Here is a 21,858-nt window from a genome sequence, read left to right as displayed (position 1 = left end):
GATGGGTGGCATGACTAAAACTCATCCTGAACAAATTCCGCTCATTTCGCTGCATCCCGCCACTGGAGCTTTGTGCATGGCCCGTCGACTTCCTCCGTTGTATGCCCTGCGCGCATTTGAAGCGGCGGCGCGACATAGCTCGTTCACCCGCGCGGCGGAAGAACTGTCGATCACCCAGAGCGCGGTGAGTCGGCATATTCGTACGCTCGAGGATCACTTTGCCTGCAAGCTGTTTCACCGCAGCGGTCGCCATTTGCAGCTCACCGAGTCGGCCCGTTTGCTGTTGCCGGGCATCCGTGAAGGCTTCGCAGCCCTGGAGCGCGCCTGCAACACCTTGCGTGCCGAGGACGACATCCTGCGCATGAAAGCCCCGTCGACCCTGACCATGCGTTGGCTGCTGGCGCGCCTGAGTCGCTTCCGCCACTTGCAGCCGGGCAACGAGGTGCAACTGACCAGTGCGTGGATGGACGTCGATTCGGTGGACTTCAATGATGAGCCGTTTGATTGCGCCGTGTTGCTGAGCGACGGCCATTTTCCGCCGGACTGGGAAGCGAGTTTGTTGTTTCCCGAAGAACTGATCCCGGTCGGCGCGCCGAATCTGCTCAACGATCAACCGTGGGATCTTGATCGACTGGCAAACACCGAATTGCTCCACCCGACCCCGGATCGCCGCGACTGGCGCAGTTGGCTGGAGCACATGGGCTTGTCCGATCAGGTCTCGCTCAAGGGTGGGCAAGTGTTCGACACGCTCGAGCTTGGCATGATCGCGGCGGCGCGCGGCTATGGCGTATCGATGGGCGATTTGTTGATGGTCGCCGAAGATGTTGCGCAAGGACGTTTGAGTCTGCCGTGGCCGACCGCCGTTGCCAGTGGCCTGGATTATTACCTGGTGTGGCCAAAAACCCGTCCAGGAGGTGAGCGTTTGCGCCGCCTCAGCGACTTTCTTCAAGGCGAAGTCCGCGCCATGGAACTGCCGGCCGTTGCGCGCTTGAGCTGAAACGTTCGAGCCGCCACAATGCCGGCCCCGTGCCATACCCTCGCACAGCGCTCAAGTATTCGGATTTACCGCCGACTATGAGCAAGTGGAACCGTCGTGCCGGTCTCCATGCTTCACCCCCATTATTAGAATTATTCCGAGCATCAGCTGCGATCAAGGAGGATCCGGTGGCTCGGCCAGGAGCTGTTCATGTCTCAACCTCGCGCTCGGATTGCCTCGCAGCTGGGCCTTGCCCTTGCTGTGATTCTGGCGGTCGTCATCAGTGGCAGTACGCTGTTCGCGTTGCGTTCGCTGGACACCGCCAACCTCGCCACCCGTGAAGAACATCTGGCCAGTGAGGCTCGGCTGCTGGCCGACCAGCTCAGTACATTCCACGGCACATTGCGCGAAAGCACCCAGCGCCTCAGCGGGTTGTTCGAGAAGCGCTTCAGCAGCGGGTTGAGCCTTCATCCGGACGAGCCAGTGAGTGTTGCCGGCACCCAGACTCCGGGTCTGCACCTGGGCAGCGAAGTGCTGAACAACAACTTCAATGAAGTCGACGAGTTCAAGCAGATGACTGCCGGCGTCGCCACGCTGTTCGTACGCAGTGGCGAAGACTTCATCCGCGTCAGCACCTCGCTGACCAAACAGGACGGCAGCCGCGCCATTGGCACCTTGCTTGACCACGCCCATCCGGCCTACGCGAAGTTGATGGCCGGACAGGGTTACGTCGGCCGCGCCTTGCTGTTTGATCGTTCCTACATGACCCAATACACCCCGGTGCGCGATGGCAGCGGCAAAGTGATTGCGGTGCTGTTCGTCGGTTTCGATTACACCGATGCGCAGAACGCTCAGTTCGACAATCTCAAACGCTTCCGCATCGGTCAGACCGGCTCGCTGGCGTTGCTTGATGAGCAAAGCAAATGGCTGGTTCCACCAGCGGGCGTGCAGGCGCTGGATCAAGCAATTCCGCTGATCAAGGATCTGGCGAAATCGCCGGGCAAAGGCCAGTTCTGGGGCGACACGTCCGAAGATTTCTACAGCGTCGCGGTGCCGTTCGACGGCGGCCCGTGGTCGGTGGTGGCAAGCATGCCGAAAGCCGAGATTCGCGCAGTGACCTGGAGCGTCGGCACGCAACTGGCGATTGGCAGCCTGTTGGCGATGTTGTTGGCGGTCGGTTCGGCGATGTGGCTGCTGCGTTCGAAACTGCAACCGCTGGGTGATCTGGTGCGTCAGGCCGAAGCTTTGGGCGCCGGTGATCTGAGCGTGCGTCTGAATGTAGCGAGTAACGACGAAATCGGTCAGTTGTCGCGCGCGTTCAACCAGATGAGCCAGGCGCTGTCGACCATGGTTGAGCACATTCGCCGTTCCTCCGCGGAGGTCAACAGCCGAGCGCAGGCACTGTCCGGTTTGTCTGGCGGTGCTTATGAAGGCATGGAGCAGCAGTCCGGCGAAATCACCAGCATGGCCGGCGCGGTGGAAGAATTCAGCGCGACCTCGTTGAACATCGCCGACAACATGGGCGCGACCCAACGTCTGGCACAGGAAAACGCCCAGCAGACGCAGATTGGCCGCAGCTCGATGGAAGAAGCTTCGTCCTCTCTGGAGCAAATCGCTGGCGCCCTCAACAGCACCGCCACAGTGATCAACACCCTCGGTCAGCGCTCGCAGGAAATTGGCGGCATCGTTGGCGTGATCACTTCGATTGCCGAGCAGACCAATTTGCTCGCGCTCAACGCTGCAATTGAAGCGGCGCGTGCCGGTGAGCAAGGTCGCGGCTTTGCCGTGGTGGCGGATGAAGTGCGCAGCCTTGCCTCGCGTACCCGTCAGGCGACCGATGAAATCTCGGTGATGATCCACAGCATTCAGCAGGAAACCGGCAACGCGATCAGCACCATGGAGCAGGGCAATGTGCTGATGCAGGAAGGCTTGTCGCGTAACGCCAATGTCGCCTCGGCGCTGGCGCGGATTGATGAGCAGAGCCGTTCTGCCGGGCAGCAGTTCGCCGCGATTACCACGGCGACTCAGGAGCAGAGCAGCACCGCGACGTTGCTGAGCAGCAATTTGCAGAGCATTGCGTTGGCCAACAGTGAGCAGCGTGAGGTTGTTTCGAATCTGGCGGTGACGGCGAAGGAACTGGAAGGCTTGGCGGCGGACTTGCGTGCCGAGGTTGATCGGTTTCGTTGATGGGTGGCTGAAATCGCTATCGCGAGCAGGCTCACTCCTACAGGTGTATCGGTTGGTCGCAATGTTTGTGATCACTGAAGATCCCTGTAGGAGTGAGCCTGCTCGCGATCGCCTCACTGCCAATCCTGGATACAACACTCGAGCTCTTGCTTTTTCATACTTGCTGAAACGTTTCCGCAGCGCTATAAAAATGGCACAACTCCAATAAAGGCTGCTGCCATGACCCCGCTCAAACTCGCCGTCGCCCTCGGCGCATTCTCTGCTGCTTCCCACGCCATGGCCTGGGATTACGTCCTCCTCGACACCAACAAGTCCGCGCAAAACTGGAGCATCACCAGTGAGCAGCTCGGCGTGAAAACCGACAAACCCTTCTCCGTAAGCCTGCGTACCTTGCACGGGGGGCGGCAGGAAGGCGTCAGCATCGTCGATATCGATAACGGCACGATGAAACTCTCGGTGGTGCCAACCCGAGGGATGAACGTCTTGCAGGCCTCTGTCGGCAACGTGCGCATGGGTTGGGATTCGCCGGTCAAGGACGTGGTCAACCCGGCCTTCATCGAGCTCAACGGGCGCGGTGGTCTGGGCTGGCTGGAAGGTTTCAACGAGCTGGTCGCCCGCTGTGGTTACGAATGGGTTGGCCATCCCGGCATGGACAACGGTGAACTGCTGACCTTGCATGGCCGCGCCGCCAACATCCCGGCCAGTACCGTCACGCTGCACATCGACGAAAAGCCACCCTACGCCATCAGTCTGCGCGGCGAGCTGAAAGAGCAAGCTTTCAAGAAAGTCGATTTCTCGGTTGTCACTGAACTGGTCACCGAACCTAGCAGTGTGCGCTTTGCACTTAACGATACGCTGACTAACAACGGCGACTATCCAAAGGAATACCAGGCGCTGTATCACAGCAATTTCAGCACGCCGTTCCTCGAGCAGGGCGCCCGTTTTGCTGCACCGGTAAAACAGGTCTCGCCGTTCAACGACAAGGCCAAGGGCGATCTGGCTGACTGGCAGACTTATCGTGCGCCGACCAAGGACTACGACGAAACCGTCTACAACGTCGTGCCCTATGCCGACGCCAAAGGTGAAACCCTGACTGTTCTGCATAACAAGGCTGGCAGCCTCGGCGTCTCCGTCGGCTTCAATACCCAGCAGTTGCCGGTGTTTTCCCTGTGGAAAAACACCGATACCCAAGGGCAGGGTTATGTCACGGGACTGGAGCCGGGCACCAGTTTTTCCTACAACCGTCGCTATCAGCGACCGCTGAATCTGGTGCCGACCATCGCACCGAAGGAACACAAACAGTTCCACATCAGCTACAGCCTGCTCGCAGACAAAGGTGCTGTGGATAACGCCTTGAAGCGTGTGACCGAAATTCAGGCGGGGCGCGACACCGAAGTGCGGCAGACGCCGCTGGTTGATCTGACCGAGCATTAAGGCGTCGCCGGCCGATATTGCAGCGCCTCGGCCAAGTGTTCGCGTTTGATTGCATCGACTTGCTCAAGGTCTGCCAGTGTCCGGGCGACCTTGAGCAGGCGATGTGCCGAACGCAGCGAAAGCGTTAATCGCTCACAGGCCGACTCGAGCCATTTTTCATCGGCTTTGGATAGCGCGCAGTGCCTCTTCAGCCCCGGCAAATCAAGAAATGCATTGGCGCAGCCCTGACGTTTCTGCTGCCGTTCGCGCGCCTCGGCGACCAAAGCAGCGGCGGTGGCACTGTCCTCTCCCGGCTTTACCTGCGGATTCAGAGCCGTCGCCTCCCGCGCGACCGTCAGGTGCAGATCAATTCGATCCAGCAGCGGCCCCGATAGCTTATTGCGATAGCGCTGCACCATGTCCGGTGTGCAGGAACACTTGCCGCTGGGCTCGCCAAGATATCCACAGGGACATGGATTCATTGCCGCCACCAATTGAAAGCGCGCCGGAAAACGCACGCGATCCTTGGCTCGGGAAATCACGATGTGTCCGGACTCCAATGGCTCGCGCAGCACCTCCAGAACCTTGCGATCAAACTCCGGCAATTCATCGAGAAACAGCACGCCGTGGTGGGCGAGGGTGATTTCACCGGGTTGCGGTTTCGAGCTGCCACCGACCAGTGCCGGGCCGGATGCCGAGTGATGCGGCTGGCGAAACGGCCGCTGTGGCCAGTGGGTCAGCGGCACGCAACTGGCGACCGATTGAATGGCCGCCACTTCCAGTGCCTCGCTTTCCGCGAGTGGTGGCAGCAATCCGGGCAGGCGACTGGCCAACAAGGTTTTGCCCGTCCCCGGCGGGCCGCTGAACAACAGGTTATGCGCGCCCGCCGCGGCAATCAGCAGCGCACGTTTGGCAGCTGATTGGCCTTGGACTTCGTTGAGATCGGGATAGGGTTTGCTGGCGTACATCAGGCCGTTCGAGACATACGGTTCAACCGGCGTATGGCCATTGAAATGCGCCACCGCCTCCAGCAGATGATCCACCGCAAACACTTTCAACCCCGATGCCAGACAGGCTTCCTCAGCATTCGCTCGCGGCACCACTAGCGCACGACCCGCCTTGCGCGCCGCCAATGCTGCCGGCAAAACCCCGCGCACCGCCCTTACTGCGCCGGACAATGCCAACTCTCCCAAACATTCCACATCATCCAGCGTCAGACACGGCACCTGCACACTCGCCGACAGAATCCCCAAGGCAATCGCCAGATCAAACCGCCCGCCATCCTTGGGCAGATCCGCCGGCGCCAGATTCAAGGTGATCCGCCGCGCGGGAAACTGCAGCCCGGAATTGATGATCGCGCTGCGCACCCGATCCTTGCTCTCCTTCACCGCCGCCTCGGGCAGGCCGACCATGGTCAGCGACGGCAGACCGTTGGCCAGATGGACTTCGACGGTGACGGCGGGGGCTTCCACGCCAATCTGGGCGCGACTGTGGACGATGGAGAGGGACATGGTCGTTCCTTGAGCTGAATCGAGGGCCGCTTCCTGCGGGTTTTTTAAGGGTAGTTGAGCCGGGTTTCAGTGCTGAAATAGAGGTTTACAAGACGTATCAAGACCCGATGGGCTGTCACTGCTTGCCTGAATTGGAGCGTTGACTCTCGACCGGCATTGACGGATCATCCTGTTCGAGGACTGCAACTGCGCATTCGTCGGGACTGGGCACCAGCAAAAGCTCCCCCGCATTTTTGGCAGCAGAGAAAGCTGGTTTCTCTGAAGTAGTGACGACGGGCTAGCCTGTCGGATTCTGAACCCAAGGCCGTAAAGCCCGGAGCTAAAGAATCGCTGCGACTACTCCTCAAAAAATACTTAAAAGGCGTCCATCGGACGCCTTTTTTATTTCTGATTTGATGGTGCTCGTGGTATCTGCCCTACTAACGTGCCATGTGCGCGTTTTTGCGGGTACCAAGTCACCACGAAGTAACCAAATCCTGTGGCGCGCTCGTGTCGCGGTTCAAGAATCAGTGTTCCCATAGATGTCCTCAGTACCGCGATCCTGTTTCCACATCGCTGTTCTTTGAACTCACAATAGATTTGTGCTCCCGGGACAATCATTTTCGCAACAATCGCTGCTATCCCATCGGCAGTCTGGCAACCATGCTTGAGCAAATCGGCACTATGGGCTTCCCAAATGTGCACTACGCCAAAACCACTATTCGCTCGACGGTGGATACCTACACGCAGATAAATCTTCCCGCCTGGCAAGCCGAATTTTGGCATATCGGGGATCGTGCCAAAGGTGTAACCACCATCTGGATGCTGAACCAGCGTGTTTTCTTTGAGCTTAAGCAGATCAGACAAGAGGGATCCAGAACCAGAGTGTCTGGCGATCAATGTGTATCGCCTGGAACTCGACGAATAGGATCGACCAGCGCAGGCGAAAGCCATCAGCCTAATCACAGCGAAGAACTCACGGAATCAGGCGCAGACGCTGATTCTCGTAGGGTTATGCCCTAATAGTTGTAGGACGCCGGCGAAACGGTTTGCCCGATTCGCTGATCAGCAGGGTGTTTTCGATCTGGTTGTGGATCAGGGTTTTGCGGGTTTGGTATTGGTCGGGGTCGAGTTTTCGCAGCATGCGTTCGTTGAGGTAGATGTGCAGCAGGCGACTCAGGTCTCGTGCGCAGAACCAGGGTTGGTTCTGGATGAGAAGGGCGTGGAGGGGGAGTTTGTGGCGGGTGAAGAGGTGCGGGGTCAGATAAGTCTCTTCTTGATTCATTGTGCAGTTCCTCTTGCTTAAGGGGCTGCCCTCAATCGTCGCCAAACGACTGGGTGGCAGTTGTACGCGGGTTGGCGAACCGGAGCAAAAGGAACCCGGCAGACCCGAAGGTCTCCCACGCACAACCGCCATGAAACGATGTGGCGGTAAATGTAGCCGCCATCATGGTTGTCGTGCGCCTTAAGCTGTTCGGGTCGCCAAACCCGCTGCTGAACATTCAGCATCGGGTGAGCTTAGAAACCTGGGCTTTTCGGCGCAATCGGACGGCGGTGGTGCAGGTTGTAGGACGTTGCCGGGATGGTTGAAGGGCTGGAGATCAAAAGATCGCAGCCTTCGGCAGCTCCTACAGGGGGCGCGGATTATTCAGCGGGCGGTGTCAGCTTGGCTTCCATCTCGGCGACTTTGGCTTCGAGGCTTTCGAGGCGGGCGCGAGTGCGGGCCAGTACGACCATCTGACTATCAAACTCTTCACGGCTGACCAGATCGAGTTTGCTGAACGCACTCTGCAGCAGCATTTTGAACTGGCTTTCGATTTCGGCTTTCGGCAGCGGGGTGTCGCCGTTGAACAGGCGGGAGGCGGTGCCGCTCAGGGCGTCGAGGAAGTCTTTGGGCGCGAGCATGGTGGATGTCCTGGAAACAATGGCCGGCAGTGTATCACGCAGTGTCTATAGTCAATCCCGTGGTCAGGGATGCACGCTTTTCGCGCAGGCGGACGGACGGCGACGCACCGTTGTTGTGCGTATCCGCAGAGCGTTTTGTGCGGGATGGCGTGCGACAGCGGCCAAGGGATTGAAATCAGAGGTTTTTGGCGAGATGGCAAGCTTTCTGCTTAGTCACCTTCGACCCATGCACTGATGCAGTCGCTGTGACGAATGCAGTGCGGCAGACGGAGCGGGGAGTTTCGTCGGCAGCGGTTAGCTGGCGTCAGTCGGGCAGGTACGGCCGACGATGCGTTACAAAGCCAGGCACTGCGCTTAGACTTGAGTCGGGTTTGTTTTCCTGGGGCAAGTCCACCAATTCGGGAGAGAGTTTTCATGAAGCTAGTCACTGCCATCATCAAGCCGTTCAAGTTGGACGACGTGCGCGAGTCGCTGTCCGAAATCGGCGTGCAGGGCATTACCGTTACTGAAGTCAAAGGCTTCGGCCGGCAGAAGGGTCACACCGAGCTGTATCGCGGCGCGGAATATGTGGTCGCTTTTCTGCCCAAGGTGAAAATCGACGTGGCCATCGACGACAAGGATCTGGATCGGGTTATCGAGGCGATAACCAAAGCGGCCAACACCGGCAAGATCGGTGACGGCAAGATCTTCGTGGTCAATCTGGAACAGGCGATTCGCATCCGTACCGGCGAAACCGATACCGACGCGATTTAAACGCCGCCACAAACCCCAACGCCCCAGGAGAAAACAATATGACTCTGCGTAAATTCGCAGGGCTAGGAGCCCTGTTGTCCATCGTAATGCCAAGCCTTGCAATGGCGGCAGACGAAGTGGCGGCCCCAGTCCTCAATTCCGGCGACACTGCCTGGATGCTCACCTCGACGGCACTTGTGCTGTTCATGACCATCCCGGGCCTGGCGCTGTTCTACGGCGGCATGGTTCGCTCGAAAAACATTCTTTCCGTGATGATGCAGTGCTTCGCCATTACCGGTCTGATCAGCATCCTGTGGGTCATTTATGGCTACAGCATTGCGTTCGACACCACCGGCATGGAGCAGGGCGTCGTCAATTTCAACTCGTTCTTCGGCGGCATGGGCAAGGCGTTCCTCGCCGGTGTCACGCCTTCGAGCCTGACCGGTCCTGCGGCGTTGTTCCCTGAAGCGGTGTTCATCACCTTCCAGATGACTTTCGCGATCATCACCCCGGCGCTGATCGTCGGTGCGTTCGCCGAGCGGATGAAGTTCTCCGCGATGCTGATCTTCATGGGCATCTGGTTCACCCTGGTTTACGCGCCGATCGCACACATGGTCTGGTCCGGCAACGGCGGCCTGATGTGGGACTGGGGCGTGCTCGACTTCGCGGGCGGCACCGTGGTGCACATCAACGCTGGTGTGGCCGGTCTGATCTGCTGCCTGGTGTTGGGCAAGCGTAAAGGCTTCCCGACCACCCCGATGGCTCCGCACAACCTCGGTTACACCCTGATGGGCGCGGCGATGCTGTGGGTCGGCTGGTTCGGCTTCAACGCCGGTTCCGCTGCGGCGGCCAACGGCACTGCCGGCATGGCGATGCTGGTCACCCAAATCGCTACCGCTGCGGCGGCGCTGGGCTGGATGTTTGCCGAATGGGTCACCCACGGCAAGCCAAGCGCACTGGGCATTGCTTCGGGTGTGGTTGCCGGTCTGGTCGCGATCACTCCGGCTGCCGGCACCGTGGGCCCGATGGGCGCACTGGTAATCGGTCTGGCCGCAGGCGTGGTGTGCTTCTTCTGCGCCACCACCCTGAAACGCAAACTCGGTTATGACGATTCCCTGGACGCGTTCGGCGTACACGGTATCGGCGGTATTCTCGGCGCGATCCTTACCGGTGTCTTCGCTGCGCCGGCTCTGGGTGGCTTCGGCACCGTCACCGATATCGGCGCGCAAGTCTGGATTCAGGTAAAAGGCGTCGGCTTCACGGTGATCTACACCGCGATCGTCACCTTCATCATCCTCAAGGTGCTGGACGCCGTCATGGGTCTGCGTGTGACCGAGGAAGAAGAATCGGTCGGCCTCGATCTGGCACAACACAACGAACGCGGCTACAACCTGTAAGTACGCGCACTGAAAAAAATTGCCCGGTTCGCCGGGCATTTTTTTGTCCGGGATTTGTCATTAAGCGACAGGCTGAAAGGATTTTTCGTACGCCTTTAGTCGTGTTTACGACGACGGTTTTTCACCGGCCAAACGCTTACGTCATTGCACGCGTATTAGGGCCTTTGTTTTTTCCCAGAGCGCGCTAGAATGCGCCCCGAACGTGCGGAGAACTGTATGTGGCAACAGACTCTGATTACCCTGCGGGCACGGCCCCGGGGCTTTCATCTGGTAACGGACGAGTTACTCGCTGGCCTGCCTGAACTCAGGGAGTGCCGGGTCGGTCTGTTGCATTTGTGGCTGCAGCATACCTCGGCGTCGTTGACCATCAACGAGAACGCCGATCCGGCGGTACGTCGCGACTTCGAACGATTTTTCAATCGTCTGATCCCACAAGGAACAGACGGCTATGAGCATAACGACGAAGGCCTGGACGACCTCCCGGCGCACTTCAAGGCCAGCGTGCTTGGTTGTCAGATCAGTCTGCCGGTGTCGGCAGGGCGACTGGCACTGGGTACCTGGCAAGGTGTTTATCTGGGCGAGCACCGTGATCATGGCGGTGACGATACGCCGGCCCCGGCTGCCAAAGGCAAAGCCAAGGCTGCGGTGTCGGTAGATGAGTTGCCGAGCATTGAAGCCAAGAACAAGGAACGCGACGCCCTGGCCAAGGCCATGGAAGAGTTCCTGTCGCGCGGCGGAAAAGTGCAGGAAGTGGAGGCCAATGTGGTCGCCGATCCTCCGAAGAAGCCGGACAACAAGTACGGTAGCCGCCCTATCTGAGGCGTGCCGCTTGCTTGCTGAAAAAGCCCGCCGTCGCTGCGGGCTTTTTCATGGGTGATGAAAAGATCAAAAGATCGCAGCCTTCGGCAGCTCCTACATTGGAATGCGTTCCCCTGTAGGAGCTGCCGAAGGCTGCGATCTTTTCAGCGGTTCCAGCGTGCAAGCACGGCTGGCAAATCGCTGAGGCTGCGGATTTCGGCGTCCGGCAGACGATCCGCTTCCCAGGCTTTACCCGCCGGGTTAAACCAGATTGCCCGTAACCCCGCCTGTTGTGCGCCGGCAATGTCATCACCCGGATGATCGCCGATGTGCACGGCGGTTTCGGCGGTGGCGCCACCGCGTTGCAGAGCCTCATGAAAAAGCCGCGCGTCCGGTTTGGCGATGCCGATATCTTCCGCACAAAGCGCAAACTTGAAGTAATCCGCCAGGCCCAATCGACGCACATCGGCGTTGCCGTTGGTGACCACGCCAAGGGCGTAATGATTGGCGAGAATCTCCAGCACCGGCTCGACTTCAGGAAACACTTCGATCTGATGCCGCGCATGCAGAAACACTTCAAAACCCTTGTCTGCCAAATCGGTGGCTTCGCCATGGGCGTAGCCGGCATCTTCCATCGCATGAAATAACACGCGCCGACGCAGCGCGCTGATCCGATGTTTCAGCCCCGGCTCTTTGGCCAGCACACGCTCACGAATCGCCCACAAATGTTCGACCGGCACCGCGCCCAGATTCGGCGCATGTTCGCTCAGCCATTCGCGCAATACCGCTTCGGCGCTAACGATCACCGGGGCGGTATCCCACAGGGTGTCGTCGAGGTCGAAGGTGATCAACTGGATGCTCATGAATCGTCGCCTTTCATGCGTTTGGCCCGTGGATGGGCGCTGTCGTAGACCGCCGCCAGGTGCTGGAAGTCCAGGTGGGTGTAGATCTGCGTGGTCTTGATGTCGGAGTGGCCGAGCAATTCCTGCACCGCGCGCAGATCCTGCGAGGATTCGAGCAAATGGCTGGCGAAGGAGTGCCGCAGCATGTGCGGGTGCAAGTTCTGCCCGAGCTCGCGTTCGCCGGCCAATTTGACCCGCACCTGAATCGCTCGCGGGCCAAGGCGTCGACCTTGCTGGCTGACGAACACGGCGTCGTCCGCCGGGTTGGTCATCGCGCGCAATGGCAGCCATTGTTCGATGGCTTCGCGGGCCTTTTTTCCTACCGGCAGCAGACGGGTTTTGCTGCCCTTGCCGAGGACTTGCACCATGCCATCGGCCAGATCAAGTTGATCAAGATTAAGCCCGGTCAGCTCGGAGAGGCGCAGACCGGAGGAGTAGAACAACTCCAGAATCGCCTGATCCCGACGCGCGAGAAAATCATCCTCGACCGCACCTTCCAGCAGTTGCAGAGCACGGTCAGTGTCGAGGGTTTTCGGCAAGCGGCGCTCGCCTTTCGGTGGCGCCAGACCTGTCGCCGGATCATGGTCGCAAAGACCTTCACGATTCAGATAGTGATAAAGCCCACGCACCGCCGAGAGCAACCGGGCGAGGCTGCGCGAGGACTGGCCTTGCGCATGCAAACGGGCGATAAGGCTGCGCAGGCGCTGAATATCCAGCGCGGCCCAACTGCCGATGTTCTGTTTGATGCACCAGCCGAGGACTTTATCGAGGTCGCGGCGGTAGGCCGAGAGCGTGTGCGGCGACACCTGTCGCTCACTGCGCAGGTGTTCGCAGTAAGCGTCCAGTTGTCGTTCCATGCTCAGCGTACCGAGCGCAGGGAGCTGTTGACCCGTGGCAACACGCGGCCCATGACCTCGGCGATGTAGCTGAGGAACAGCGTTCCGACCGAACTCTTGTAGTGCTGCGGATCACGGCTGGCGATCGCCAGAATGCCGTGGATGCCTTGATGGCTGACCGCGACGACGGCGGTGGAGCCGATCTGCTTGCGCTGTTCTTCGCCGAAGAGGAAGTCCAGCTCATGTTCGCGCAGGCTGCCGCTGACGCTTTTGCCTTCGGTGAGCAAGCCGCCGATGGCGACCTGGGCGTCGGCGTGGGTGACCCAGCGGCCAACCGGTGCCGGGTTGTCGCCGAGCAAAATCAGGCTGACAAAAGGCACTTGGAAATCCTGACGCAGACTGTCTTCGACGCTGATCACCACGTCTTCGAGGCTGGCGGCGTCCATCAGAGAAAGAATCAGGCGACGGGTTTTGTCGAACAGGCGATCGTTGTCGCGGGCGACGTCCATCAACTGCGAGAGGCGGTGACGCATCTCGATGTTGCGATCACGGAGGATGGTCATCTGCCGCTCGACCAGCGAAACGGTGTCGCCGCGCTGGTGTGGAATGCGCAGGGCGGGCAGCAGTTCTTCGTGCTCGACGAAGAAGTCCGGATGCGCCTCAAGGTACGCAGCAACCGCTGCCGCCTCCAGGCTTTCGGACGCTGATTCGTCGGACTGTCGGGCGGGTACCTGAGGCTTATCGGTCATGGTTTTTGCTCACTCAAAGACGCACTTGTCCTTCGTATACACGCACTGCCGGACCGGTCATCAGCACCGGTTGGCCAGGGCCTGCCCATTCAATGGACAGACGCCCGCCGGGCAAGTCGATCAACAGCGGCGAATCCATCCACCCCTGACTGATGGCCGCGACCGCCGCCGCACATGCGCCGGTACCGCAGGCCTGGGTTTCCCCGGCGCCACGTTCCCACACACGCAGTTGCGCGCGGTTGCGGTCGATGACCTGGAGAAAACCGACGTTCACGCGCGCGGGGAAGCGCGGGTGATGTTCGATTTTCGGCCCCAGTTCATGCACTGGCGCGTTGTTGATGTCCTGCACGCGCAGTACCGCGTGAGGGTTGCCCATCGACACAGCGGCCAGTTCGACCGTGGTGCCATCGACTTCCAGTTGATAGCTGATGGCTTGCGCCGGTGCGTCGAACGGAATGTCCGCCGGCACCAGACGCGGGGCGCCCATGTTCACGCCGATCTGGCCGTCGTTACGCACGTCCAGTTCGATGATGCCGCCCTTGGTCTCGACGCGAATCTGCCGCTTGGCGGTCAGACGCTTGTCGAGCACGAAGCGCGCAAAGCAGCGCGCACCGTTGCCGCACTGCTCAACTTCCGAGCCGTCGGAGTTGAAGATCCGATAACGGAAATCCACGTCCGGATTGCTCGGCGCCTCGACGATCAGCAATTGGTCGAAACCAATGCCAGTGTGGCGGTCGCCCCATTGCTTGGCGTGCTTTGGCTGAATATGCGCGTGCTGGCTGACCAGGTCGAGAACCATGAAGTCATTGCCCAAGCCGTGCATTTTAGTAAAACGCAGCAGCATGGGTTACTCCGGCAGCAGGCTTTCGCCGGCAAACAGCTCGGCCACGGTCTCGCGGCGACGCACTTCAAAAGCCTGATCACCGTCTACCAACACTTCAGCGGCACGGCCACGGGTGTTGTAGTTGGAGCTCATCACAAAACCGTAGGCGCCGGCCGAATGCACGGCCAGCAGATCGCCTTCGGCCAGAGCCAATTCGCGATCCTTGGCGAGGAAGTCGCCGGTTTCGCAGATCGGGCCGACGATGTCGTATTTGCGCGCAGCAGTATCACGCGGTTTGACCGCGGTAACGTCCATCCACGCCTGATACAGCGCCGGGCGGATCAGGTCGTTCATCGCCGCATCGACGATAGCGAAGTCTTTGTGCTCAGTGTGCTTGAGGTACTCGACCTGGGTCAGCAGCACGCCGGCGTTGGCAACGATGAAACGGCCCGGCTCGAACACCAGCGCCAGATCACGACCGTTGAGACGCTCGCGTACGGCTTTGATGTAGTCGGCAGCCAATGGCGGCTCTTCATCGCGATAACGCACGCCCAAACCACCACCGAGATCGATGTGGCGCAGGTGAATGCCGCAATCGCCGAGACGATCAACCAGATCCAGCAGACGGTCGAGCGCATCGAGGAACGGTGGCAGCGTGGTCAGTTGCGAACCGATGTGGCAGTCGACACCGACCACTTCCAGGTTCGGCAGATGCGCGGCGCGCACGTACACGTCTTCGGCGTCGGCAATGGCGATGCCGAACTTGTTCTCTTTGAGACCGGTGGAAATGTACGGGTGGGTGCCGGCATCGACGTCCGGGTTCACTCGCAGCGAAACCGGCGCACGAACGCCCAGCTCGGCAGCCACGACTTGCAGGCGCTCGAGCTCGTCGGTGGATTCGACGTTGAAGCAGTGCACGCCGACTTCGAGGGCGCGACGCATGTCATCACGGGTCTTGCCGACGCCGGAGAACACGATCTTGTCAGCGCTGCCGCCAGCGGCGAGGACGCGTTCCAGCTCGCCCCGGGAAACGATGTCAAAACCGGCGCCGAGACGGGCCAGGACATTCAGAACGCCGAGGTTGGAGTTGGCTTTGACCGCAAAGCAGACCAGGTGCGGCATGCCGGCCAGCGCATCGGCGTAAGCCAGATACTGCGCTTCGATGTGTGCGCGCGAGTAAACGTAGGTAGGGGTGCCGAAGCGGTCGGCGATGGCGGACAGCGCCACACCTTCCGCAAACAGCTCCCCGCCACGGTAGTTAAAAGCGTCCATGGCGATCCCTTAATAAACGTCGTGCTTGTGTGCTTTGGAAGCCGGTTGTTTTTGCGACGATTTGGCTTGCTCGGCCGGATCCTGAGTGTCATCGGGCAGGTACAGCGGGCCTTTTTGACCGCAGGCCGAAACAAGGCAGGCAACCGCGACGAGCGCAGCAAGGGAAGAGATCAGGCGCTTCATGGCGAAATCCTTGAAAATGCGTTAATTGCGCCGGAGTATACCGGCCACCCGGCAGCTTGCCTATGTGATGGCCTTCCCGTCCGGCGGGGCTTGCTGGATACCGGTTGGATACATGTAATACCTGTGGGAGCGAGCTTGCTCGCGAAGAGGCCGGCACATTCGATATGTTTGCTGCCTGACACACCGCTTTCGCGAGCAAGCTCGCTCCCACAGGGTTCGGTGTTGATGGGCCGGCAGGTGCTTGGTCGTTAATCTTTGCAATCGGCCGGAAGCGTCCGTATCTTTCGGCGCTTGAGCCTGATCAGAACATTTTTTGAGGTTGCCGCAATGAGTTTGTCCGAAGCCCGTTTCCACGATCTGGTCGATGAAACCCAGGAAAAACTGGAAGACATCTTTGATGAAAGTGACCTGGATATCGACCTGGAGAGCTCGGCTGGTGTCTTGACCGTCAAGTTCGAAAACGGCTCGCAGCTGATCTTCAGCCGTCAGGAGCCGCTGCGTCAGCTATGGCTGGCGGCCGTGTCCGGTGGTTTCCACTTCGACTACGACGAAGAAAGCGAGCGCTGGATGTGCGACAAGAGCGAAGAGCAACTGGGCGAAATGCTCGAGCGCATCGTCAAGCAGCAGGCCGGCGCCGATTTCGATTTCGAAGGTCTGTGATTCCGTGACTGATACCGCTCCTGTTCGTCCGCCGAAGCCGCTTTACAGCAATGTCAGCGCGGCCGTGCCTTCGCCGTGCAGCGGGGTTTGCCGGCTGGATGAGCAGAAGGTTTGCCTGGGCTGCTTTCGGCATGTTGAAGACATTCGCGAATGGCGCTCGGCAGACGATCAGCGCCGGCGGGTCATCTGCGCCCAAGCCACCGAGCGCCGCAATTCCTCAATGGAGGAGCTGCCGAAGGCTGCGATCTTTTGATCTTGAACCTTTAAAAGCAAAAGATCGCAGCCTGCGGCAGCTCCTACAATGGGGTGTCGGGTGGGTGGCTTGTATATTTTTTGAGCTGTGATAGTGTCCGCAGACGCCTCAAACCACCGAGGCACGGTGAAAACCCCGTCTTTTTTGGCGGGGTTTTGCTTTTTATGTGCAGAAGAAAGGAGACTGCCCGGATCATGACCGCACCTTCCATCACCCTTACCCGTCTGGACGTGCAACGTCTGGAGCGCTTGATCGACAACCTGAACGAGAAAGACCAGGCTGCGCCGGGCGTGATTGCGCTGCAAACCGAACTGGATCGCGCCGACACCGTGGTCGGCCACGATGAAGTGCCCGCCGATGTCGTGACCATGAATTCGCGCGTGCATTGCCGCGAAGAAGGCAGTGGCAAGGATTACCACCTGACGCTGGTCTATCCCAAGGATGCCAACGCCGATGAAGGCAAGATCTCCATTCTGGCGCCGGTCGGCAGTGCGCTGTTGGGCCTGAAAGTCGGTCAGCACATCGACTGGCCGGCACCGGGTGGCAAGACTCTCAAACTGACCTTGCTCGAAGTCGAATCGCAACCGGCCAACGGTGGCGCGTTCCCCGAGTAACCCTGCCTCAGACCTGTTCGAGCGCCTCGTTCAGTGCGCGCTCCAGGTCAGCCTTGTAGCGCAGATACAAATTGCTTGAACTCTGCCCGTCACCGAGCAGGCCCGAAAGGTCGAGGTCGGTGATGTAGCAGCGGTAGCGCTCGGTCTCGCGACGCTGCTCGACGATCTCCCGGGCGACCACGCTGAACAGCTGGTCGCCATGTTCCAGCTCGCTGAATTCCCGTTGATTGCAATACAAAGTGACCTGCACTTCACCCGGTGCGGCTTTGCCGACGATCGCCTGCACGTCGTAGAACGGTTTGTTGACTGGCGTCTGCGGCGCGGGCCGTGCTTCGACCCGTCGCGCGCGCCCGGGGCCCGAAGGCAATAACTGGTAATACAAAGTTTCGAGGGCAGCGTCTGGGCCTGCGTCCATCGGCAGCACGGCTTCGCGGCGGAACAGGATCGATTGCAGAAAGCGCTGCAACGGCACCAGCAGACTTTGCTCATCGTGATACGGCAAACGCTGCAGCCACAGCGCATTGAATTCATCCAGCACGTACAACTCGGCCTGTTGCTCAGTGATCCGGTAGAACACCTGAATGCATTCCGGCTGGCCCATCGGCAGGATCAAGGCGAGGTCGTGCTCTTCCAGCGCCATCGGATCCAGATGCAGCGGGCTATAACGCGGTTGTTCTTCGCCGAGGTAATCGAGCAGCGCCGGCAGCGTGGCGAGGGCGACGTGGTTGACCTGGCCCGCCACCAATTCCAAAACGTGATAGTGCTGCTGCACCTGAATCAGGTAGCGATGATTCAGGCCACTGAGCAGCAGGTTCTGCGCGGTGTCGACGATCTCTTCGACGCGGCGGGCAATGAACTGTGCGCGGTTATGACAAAAGCAGCGCACCTTTAATTTCGGCTGCTGCGGCCCGCGCGGCAGGTTGTTGAGGTAGTCGCGCAGGCAGTCGAGCAAGGCGTGTGGGCCGTCGAAACGGTTGACCAGCACTTCGTTCCAGCTGTTGAGCGTGACCTTATCCAGGGTCAGCACCAGATTCTCGCGCACGCCGGCGTAGCTCAGCGAGTCGGTGCGTTCGGTGGTCATGAGGATGTTGAGGTCGCGGTGATGCTTGAGCGGGTCGATGCCGACGTTGACCAGCATCAGCACTTCGCTGGGCACTGCGGCGCGCAGCAACGGGATTTCGTCGACCGTGGGCAAGGGCAGGGCGATGCACTGTTGCAGGCTGCCGAGCAGGTTGAACAGTTCGAACTCGCTCATGTCACTGGTGCCGGGGTGCAGCGCCAGGCGCGTGCTGCTGTCGATCACGCCGTTGCGATGACTCCAGGTCAGCAGTTCAAGCAGCTCGCGGCTGCGTTTGATCGGCGCGAAATGCTCCCATTCCTGCGCGGTGAGGCTGCCGTTGTACAGGCCCCACTGGGTTTGCCCGGGTTCCTTTTTGTTGCGCGATTGCACCAGCGTCAAGGTGTCTTCGGCCAGGTCCGGGGCGATGCCGGGGTTGATGAACTCGACCTTGTCGGCCTTGCGTTCAAACGCCGCGTACAACCGTCGGCCGAGCACATTGAGGTCACGCTTGTTGATCAGGCTGACGGTTTGCTCGGTGCGGGCGAATTGGGTCAGGAAGCGATAGCTGTAATTCAGCTCGCTGACCAGCGCACGGCGTTCGGCGCTGACCTGACGAACTTTCCACTGGCTGCGGCTATCGAGCAGCGCCAGCTGCCGCTGATCCCAATGCCATTCGCTGGCCAGACGTTCGAGCAGCGAGCGCTGCCAGCTCTGCGTGCGGCTGTTGCCGGTGAGCTTGCGATTGACCTTCAAGTACAGCGCGCGCCGCACCAGTTCCAGACGCTCCGGCTCATTGCGCGCCTTGAGGTATTCCTCGATGCGCCGGTACACGACCATGTACGGATCCAGCTCATCGAGATCCAGTTGATTGGCGAACACGGCTTTTTTGAAGCGCAGGCTCAGGCACTGCACTTTCGGATGCTCGCTGGCGTAGACCTCGGTCAGCAGCAGTTTGAGCACCGATTTGTACGGCGACTCGATGCCTTTGAACAATTGCCACAAACCGGCGCCGATGAACTCTCCCGGCGGAATCGTCGCCAGATGGCCGAGGTCGAGGGTTTCGTCGGCGCGAATAAAACGTTTCGACAGCAGGGTGTGGGTGTAAACGTCGTAGGCAGTTTCTTCGTAAACCGGCACCAGCCACCAGATCGGCGTGCGCCCGGCCAGCCAGATCGCCGTGCGATAAAACTCATCCAGCAGCAGATAGTGCTGGGTAGTGCCACAGTTTTCCGAGCTGAGCTGGTTGTCGCGTTCACCTTTGACGAAGCGCACCGGGTCGATCAGGAAAAAATGCGCCTCGGCGCCCTGGCTCGCGGCCCAGGCTTCGAGCAACTGGCATTTCTTGCTCAGCTCACTGAGTTCGCTTTCGCTCAGATCCGGCGCGTGGCAGACCCACACGTCCATGTCGCTTTGATCGGCCTGCGCCAGCGTGCCGAGGCTGCCCATCAGGAACAGGCCGTGAATCGGACGCGGCGGGTTGCTGCCGTGGCGCGGCTTATAAGAAAACGAGCGAGTCAGGCGTTGGGCTTCAGCGAGCACATTGGCGTCCGGCTCGTAATTCGACAGGCCGGCCGGCGCACTGCCCGAGACGTAACCCGGCAGCAGCGGATGATTGACGTGGAAGAACAGCGGCAACAGCGTCAGCACGCTCTGTTGGCGTGGCGACAACCCTTCGAGGGCACGGCCGAGGCGGCCTTCATTGAGTTTGAGAAACCGCGCGCGCAGCTGGCTGAGAACCTTGCGGTCAATTCCCTCGTCCAGGTCGGGGCGGATTTCGTGGGTGCGCGTCATGTCAGCTCAAACCGGCTCGCAGGCTCGGACGTAGAGGGTCTCGGAATGTCGGGCAGTTTAGCCTTAGGGCAGCGGGACTTTTAAGCTGAATTTGTTTTTGACGTCAGATTTCTATCGTTTCGCCCGCACAGGCCCGCGGAAATCCCGTGGCAGGAGTTTCCGTGGGCGAAGTCGGGGGGAATCAGGCGGTTTCTTGCTCTCTCAGAATGGTCAGCACGGTTTGCACATTTTGCGCAGCATCGCGACCGAGGCTGGTCAGATAACCGCCATCGGGCTGATCCGTCAGGTCTTTTTCAAAGAGGCGTTTAGCGGCAGAGATATGTTTCGGGGCAGCGGTCTGATGAATTTTCAAACCTTCCTGGGAACTGTCCAGGGGAAAGAGTGCGAGGACTTCCAGTTCGGCAACCAACTCAGGGGTAAGCGACATAAGGACTCCAGACTTTCTAGGAATTAGACGACAGCGCCCCTAAGGTGAACCCGCTTTTGCGGCATGTCCAGTGCTCAGATCAGGGATTTTGTCGTGAGGCGGATTCCAGTGTAGTCCCCATAAAAAAGATCGCAGCCTTCGGCAGCTCCTACAGGGGGTTTGTGTAGGAGCTGCCGAAGGCTGCGATCTTTTGATCTCAGGCTTTTTCTGGTGGCAACTCAGGGAGTGCACGCAGGGCCGCTTCGTACCATTCAGTATCAAATGCGCGGTCTTCATCGAGCATCGCGTCAATCTCGTAGGCCAGCACGTGGGCCATCAGATTGAGGATTTCTTCGCGCTCAACGCCGACCAGGGTCAGTTTGTTGAACGTCGCTTTGGCGGCCGGCGGGTTGTCGCTTTCGATCTGGTTTTCGATGGCTTCGATCAACGTCGCTTCGGTGAACTCTTCTTCGTCGTTGTCATTGTCGATGTCTGTCGGCTCGCTCATGGCAGGCTCCTCAAGGAAAGGCGCCAGTTTACCCGCATTCAGCGGCGTGATGCTGCTGGCGGGATTGGCCTGAGCGATCTATAAACAGGCACTGCCCACCCCGCACGGCCTGGAGGCTATGTGATGCTCAAGCTCTACGGATTCTCAGTCAGCAACTACTACAACATGGTCAAACTGGCGCTGCTGGAAAAAGGCCTGCCGTTCGAAGAGGTCACCTTCTACCCGACGCCAACCCCGGAATCACTGGCCATCAGCCCGCGCGGCAAAGTCCCGGTGCTGGGCGTGGACGCCGGTTTCATCAACGAAACGGCGATCATCCTCGAATACCTCGAACAGACCCAAAAAGGCACACCGCTGCTGCCGAGCGATCCGTTCGAACGTGCGCAAGTGCTGGCGATTGCCAAGGAAATCGAGCTGTACATCGAATTGCCGGGCCGCGCCTGCTACGGCGAAGCGTTCTTCGGCATGACCATGCCGGACGCGATCAAGGAAAAGACCAAGTCTGAATTGCTATTGGGTTTTGCCGCACTGGGTCGTCATGGCAAATTCGCCCCGTACGTGGCGGGCGACAGTCTGAGCATTGCCGATTTGTACTTCCTCTACAGCGTGCCGCTGGCCTGTGCGGTCGGGCATAAACTGTTCGGGATCGATTTGCTGGCGGAGATGCCGCAGGCGAAGGCGCTGCTGGAGCGGCTTGAGCAGAATCCGCATGTGCAGAAGATTGCGGCGGACAAAGAAGTGGCGATGCCAGCGTTTTTGGCGATGATCGCTGCCAAGAAGTGAGATTTGTAGTGTTGTGAAGGACGCCTTCGCGAGCAAGCCCGCTTGTATGGTAGGACTCGAAGGGGTGGGTGGGACCAAAAGCCAGCTTCTGACTGTTAGCCCAGTACAGACTGTGGGAGA

21 protein-coding genes and 3 pseudogenes are annotated in these 21,858 nt (G+C 59.6%); 11 read left to right on the top strand and 13 right to left on the bottom strand.

The genetic code is table 11. From position 1 onward, the window contains the following. Positions 1-76 precede the first annotated feature (76 nt). From ACIP66_RS17850 to ACIP66_RS17840, 3 genes are all read left to right on the top strand, one after another. Positions 77-997 (top strand): LysR substrate-binding domain-containing protein, encoded by a 921-nt coding sequence (locus ACIP66_RS17850; RefSeq protein ID WP_400649570.1) that lies wholly within the window; start codon positions 77-79, stop codon positions 995-997. 189 nt (positions 998-1,186) lie between these two features. Further along, positions 1,187-3,163: a methyl-accepting chemotaxis protein gene (locus ACIP66_RS17845; protein WP_400649568.1), complete on the top strand. Its 1,977-nt coding sequence runs from the start codon at positions 1,187-1,189 to the stop codon at positions 3,161-3,163. A gap of 219 nt (positions 3,164-3,382) precedes the next feature. Next, positions 3,383-4,597 carry an aldose 1-epimerase family protein gene (locus ACIP66_RS17840; RefSeq protein WP_400649566.1) on the top strand — a complete coding sequence of 405 codons (1,215 nt, stop codon included), beginning with the start codon at positions 3,383-3,385 and terminating at the stop codon, positions 4,595-4,597. Here the strand turns inward: ACIP66_RS17840 and ACIP66_RS17835 are convergent. The 4 genes and pseudogenes from ACIP66_RS17835 to ACIP66_RS17820 all read right to left on the bottom strand — a co-directional run bounded on the left by ACIP66_RS17835 (position 4,594) and on the right by ACIP66_RS17820 (position 7,971). Further along, a complete protein-coding gene (locus ACIP66_RS17835; RefSeq protein ID WP_400649564.1) occupies positions 4,594-6,087 on the bottom strand; it encodes a YifB family Mg chelatase-like AAA ATPase in 1,494 nt (497 codons plus the stop codon). The genes ACIP66_RS17840 and ACIP66_RS17835 overlap by 4 nt on opposite strands. A 381-nt stretch (positions 6,088-6,468) precedes the next feature. Beyond that, complete coding sequence (locus tag ACIP66_RS17830) at positions 6,469-6,933, bottom strand: hypothetical protein (protein ID WP_082341502.1); 465 nt, start codon at positions 6,931-6,933, stop codon at positions 6,469-6,471. Positions 6,934-7,117: 184 nt separating this feature from the next. Next, positions 7,118-7,351, bottom strand: a pseudogene (locus ACIP66_RS17825) (phage antirepressor protein); the annotation flags it as partial. 359 nt (positions 7,352-7,710) lie between these two features. Next, positions 7,711-7,971, bottom strand: a complete 261-nt coding sequence (locus ACIP66_RS17820) for an accessory factor UbiK family protein (RefSeq protein ID WP_008086041.1) — start codon at positions 7,969-7,971, stop codon at positions 7,711-7,713. 414 nt (positions 7,972-8,385) lie between these two features. On the opposite strand from ACIP66_RS17820, the gene glnK reads away from it, so the two are divergent. The 4 genes and pseudogenes from glnK to ACIP66_RS17800 all read left to right on the top strand — a co-directional run. Then, a complete protein-coding gene (gene glnK / locus ACIP66_RS17815; RefSeq protein ID WP_400649559.1) occupies positions 8,386-8,724 on the top strand; it encodes a P-II family nitrogen regulator in 339 nt (112 codons plus the stop codon). Positions 8,725-8,762: 38 nt separating this feature from the next. Continuing rightward, positions 8,763-10,100: an ammonium transporter gene (locus tag ACIP66_RS17810; RefSeq protein WP_016985874.1), complete on the top strand. Its 1,338-nt coding sequence runs from the start codon at positions 8,763-8,765 to the stop codon at positions 10,098-10,100. A 216-nt stretch (positions 10,101-10,316) separates the two neighbouring features. Continuing rightward, positions 10,317-10,700 (top strand): annotated as a pseudogene (locus ACIP66_RS17805) (secondary thiamine-phosphate synthase enzyme YjbQ); the annotation flags it as partial. Continuing rightward, positions 10,698-10,919: pseudogene (locus ACIP66_RS17800) on the top strand (hypothetical protein); the annotation flags it as partial. The pseudogenes ACIP66_RS17805 and ACIP66_RS17800, both read left to right, overlap by 3 nt. A gap of 143 nt (positions 10,920-11,062) precedes the next feature. On the opposite strand, the gene ACIP66_RS17795 reads toward ACIP66_RS17800, so the two are convergent. From ACIP66_RS17795 to ACIP66_RS17770, 6 genes are read right to left on the bottom strand one after another with little or no spacing between them, the layout of a single operon-like run. Further along, positions 11,063-11,761 carry an HAD family hydrolase gene (locus ACIP66_RS17795; RefSeq protein WP_400649555.1) on the bottom strand — a complete coding sequence of 233 codons (699 nt, stop codon included), beginning with the start codon at positions 11,759-11,761 and terminating at the stop codon, positions 11,063-11,065. Next, complete coding sequence (xerC, locus tag ACIP66_RS17790; RefSeq protein WP_053124977.1) at positions 11,758-12,657, bottom strand: tyrosine recombinase XerC; 900 nt, start codon at positions 12,655-12,657, stop codon at positions 11,758-11,760. The genes ACIP66_RS17795 and xerC overlap by 4 nt, the downstream gene beginning before the upstream one ends. Positions 12,658-12,659: 2 nt before the next feature. Further along, positions 12,660-13,385 (bottom strand): DUF484 family protein, encoded by a 726-nt coding sequence (locus ACIP66_RS17785; RefSeq protein WP_064116398.1) that lies wholly within the window; start codon positions 13,383-13,385, stop codon positions 12,660-12,662. A gap of 13 nt (positions 13,386-13,398) precedes the next feature. Beyond that, a complete protein-coding gene (gene dapF, locus ACIP66_RS17780; protein WP_053124973.1) occupies positions 13,399-14,229 on the bottom strand; it encodes a diaminopimelate epimerase in 831 nt (276 codons plus the stop codon). 3 nt (positions 14,230-14,232) lie between these two features. Then, positions 14,233-15,480 carry a diaminopimelate decarboxylase gene (gene lysA, locus ACIP66_RS17775; RefSeq protein WP_159814397.1) on the bottom strand — a complete coding sequence of 416 codons (1,248 nt, stop codon included), beginning with the start codon at positions 15,478-15,480 and terminating at the stop codon, positions 14,233-14,235. 9 nt (positions 15,481-15,489) lie between these two features. Further along, positions 15,490-15,663, bottom strand: coding sequence for a lipoprotein (locus ACIP66_RS17770; RefSeq protein WP_082341500.1), 174 nt, complete (start codon positions 15,661-15,663; stop codon positions 15,490-15,492). 327 nt (positions 15,664-15,990) lie between these two features. Here ACIP66_RS17770 and cyaY point away from each other — a divergent pair, with 327 nt between their 5' ends. The 3 genes from cyaY to rnk all read left to right on the top strand — a co-directional run bounded on the left by cyaY (position 15,991) and on the right by rnk (position 17,190). Then, on the top strand, positions 15,991-16,323 hold the full coding sequence (gene cyaY, locus ACIP66_RS17765) for an iron donor protein CyaY (protein WP_400649551.1): 333 nt from the start codon (positions 15,991-15,993) through the stop codon (positions 16,321-16,323). Positions 16,324-16,327: 4 nt separating this feature from the next. Then, positions 16,328-16,576, top strand: coding sequence for a DUF1289 domain-containing protein (locus tag ACIP66_RS17760; RefSeq protein ID WP_400649548.1), 249 nt, complete (start codon positions 16,328-16,330; stop codon positions 16,574-16,576). 194 nt (positions 16,577-16,770) lie between these two features. Beyond that, positions 16,771-17,190 carry a nucleoside diphosphate kinase regulator gene (gene rnk, locus ACIP66_RS17755; RefSeq protein WP_053124969.1) on the top strand — a complete coding sequence of 140 codons (420 nt, stop codon included), beginning with the start codon at positions 16,771-16,773 and terminating at the stop codon, positions 17,188-17,190. 7 nt (positions 17,191-17,197) lie between these two features. Here rnk and ACIP66_RS17750 read toward each other — a convergent pair whose 3' ends face one another. From ACIP66_RS17750 to ACIP66_RS17740, 3 genes are all read right to left on the bottom strand, one after another. Then, on the bottom strand, positions 17,198-20,041 hold the full coding sequence (locus tag ACIP66_RS17750) for a class I adenylate cyclase (protein WP_400649545.1): 2,844 nt from the start codon (positions 20,039-20,041) through the stop codon (positions 17,198-17,200). A gap of 181 nt (positions 20,042-20,222) precedes the next feature. Then, positions 20,223-20,468, bottom strand: a complete 246-nt coding sequence (locus ACIP66_RS17745; protein ID WP_008084565.1) for a TIGR02647 family protein — start codon at positions 20,466-20,468, stop codon at positions 20,223-20,225. Positions 20,469-20,664: 196 nt separating this feature from the next. Continuing rightward, entirely contained in the window at positions 20,665-20,955 is a 291-nt protein-coding gene (locus ACIP66_RS17740) for a hypothetical protein (protein WP_053124965.1), read from the bottom strand. A gap of 123 nt (positions 20,956-21,078) precedes the next feature. On the opposite strand from ACIP66_RS17740, the gene ACIP66_RS17735 reads away from it, so the two are divergent. Continuing rightward, the gene (locus ACIP66_RS17735; protein ID WP_400649542.1) at positions 21,079-21,738 is read left to right on the top strand and encodes a glutathione S-transferase family protein; all 660 of its coding nucleotides are present in this window, start codon (positions 21,079-21,081) and stop codon (positions 21,736-21,738) included. Positions 21,739-21,858: the final 120 nt, after the last annotated feature.

The organism is Pseudomonas sp. NPDC088429, from assembly GCF_044753305.1.
Taxonomy (GTDB): Bacteria; Pseudomonadota; Gammaproteobacteria; order Pseudomonadales; family Pseudomonadaceae; genus Aquipseudomonas; species Aquipseudomonas rustica.
Note: the sequence above shows the minus strand (reverse complement) of the source record. Positions and strands in the feature narration are given on the sequence as shown.

What these genes read in the sequence shown, in the direction of transcription:
- ACIP66_RS17850 (WP_400649570.1), top strand. Translation starts at nt 77, where the DNA reads ATGGCCCGTCGACTTCCTCCGTTGTATGCCCTGCGCGCATTTGAAGCG.
- ACIP66_RS17845 (WP_400649568.1), top strand. Translation starts at nt 1,187, where the DNA reads ATGTCTCAACCTCGCGCTCGGATTGCCTCGCAGCTGGGCCTTGCCCTT.
- ACIP66_RS17840 (WP_400649566.1), top strand. Translation starts at nt 3,383, where the DNA reads ATGACCCCGCTCAAACTCGCCGTCGCCCTCGGCGCATTCTCTGCTGCT.
- ACIP66_RS17835 (WP_400649564.1), bottom strand. Translation starts at nt 6,087, where the DNA reads ATGTCCCTCTCCATCGTCCACAGTCGCGCCCAGATTGGCGTGGAAGCC.
- ACIP66_RS17820 (WP_008086041.1), bottom strand. Translation starts at nt 7,971, where the DNA reads ATGCTCGCGCCCAAAGACTTCCTCGACGCCCTGAGCGGCACCGCCTCC.
- glnK (WP_400649559.1), top strand. Translation starts at nt 8,386, where the DNA reads ATGAAGCTAGTCACTGCCATCATCAAGCCGTTCAAGTTGGACGACGTG.
- ACIP66_RS17810 (WP_016985874.1), top strand. Translation starts at nt 8,763, where the DNA reads ATGACTCTGCGTAAATTCGCAGGGCTAGGAGCCCTGTTGTCCATCGTA.
- ACIP66_RS17795 (WP_400649555.1), bottom strand. Translation starts at nt 11,761, where the DNA reads ATGAGCATCCAGTTGATCACCTTCGACCTCGACGACACCCTGTGGGAT.
- xerC (WP_053124977.1), bottom strand. Translation starts at nt 12,657, where the DNA reads ATGGAACGACAACTGGACGCTTACTGCGAACACCTGCGCAGTGAGCGA.
- ACIP66_RS17785 (WP_064116398.1), bottom strand. Translation starts at nt 13,385, where the DNA reads ATGACCGATAAGCCTCAGGTACCCGCCCGACAGTCCGACGAATCAGCG.
- dapF (WP_053124973.1), bottom strand. Translation starts at nt 14,229, where the DNA reads ATGCTGCTGCGTTTTACTAAAATGCACGGCTTGGGCAATGACTTCATG.
- lysA (WP_159814397.1), bottom strand. Translation starts at nt 15,480, where the DNA reads ATGGACGCTTTTAACTACCGTGGCGGGGAGCTGTTTGCGGAAGGTGTG.
- ACIP66_RS17770 (WP_082341500.1), bottom strand. Translation starts at nt 15,663, where the DNA reads ATGAAGCGCCTGATCTCTTCCCTTGCTGCGCTCGTCGCGGTTGCCTGC.
- cyaY (WP_400649551.1), top strand. Translation starts at nt 15,991, where the DNA reads ATGAGTTTGTCCGAAGCCCGTTTCCACGATCTGGTCGATGAAACCCAG.
- rnk (WP_053124969.1), top strand. Translation starts at nt 16,771, where the DNA reads ATGACCGCACCTTCCATCACCCTTACCCGTCTGGACGTGCAACGTCTG.
- ACIP66_RS17750 (WP_400649545.1), bottom strand. Translation starts at nt 20,041, where the DNA reads ATGACGCGCACCCACGAAATCCGCCCCGACCTGGACGAGGGAATTGAC.
- ACIP66_RS17745 (WP_008084565.1), bottom strand. Translation starts at nt 20,468, where the DNA reads ATGTCGCTTACCCCTGAGTTGGTTGCCGAACTGGAAGTCCTCGCACTC.
- ACIP66_RS17740 (WP_053124965.1), bottom strand. Translation starts at nt 20,955, where the DNA reads ATGAGCGAGCCGACAGACATCGACAATGACAACGACGAAGAAGAGTTC.
- ACIP66_RS17735 (WP_400649542.1), top strand. Translation starts at nt 21,079, where the DNA reads ATGCTCAAGCTCTACGGATTCTCAGTCAGCAACTACTACAACATGGTC.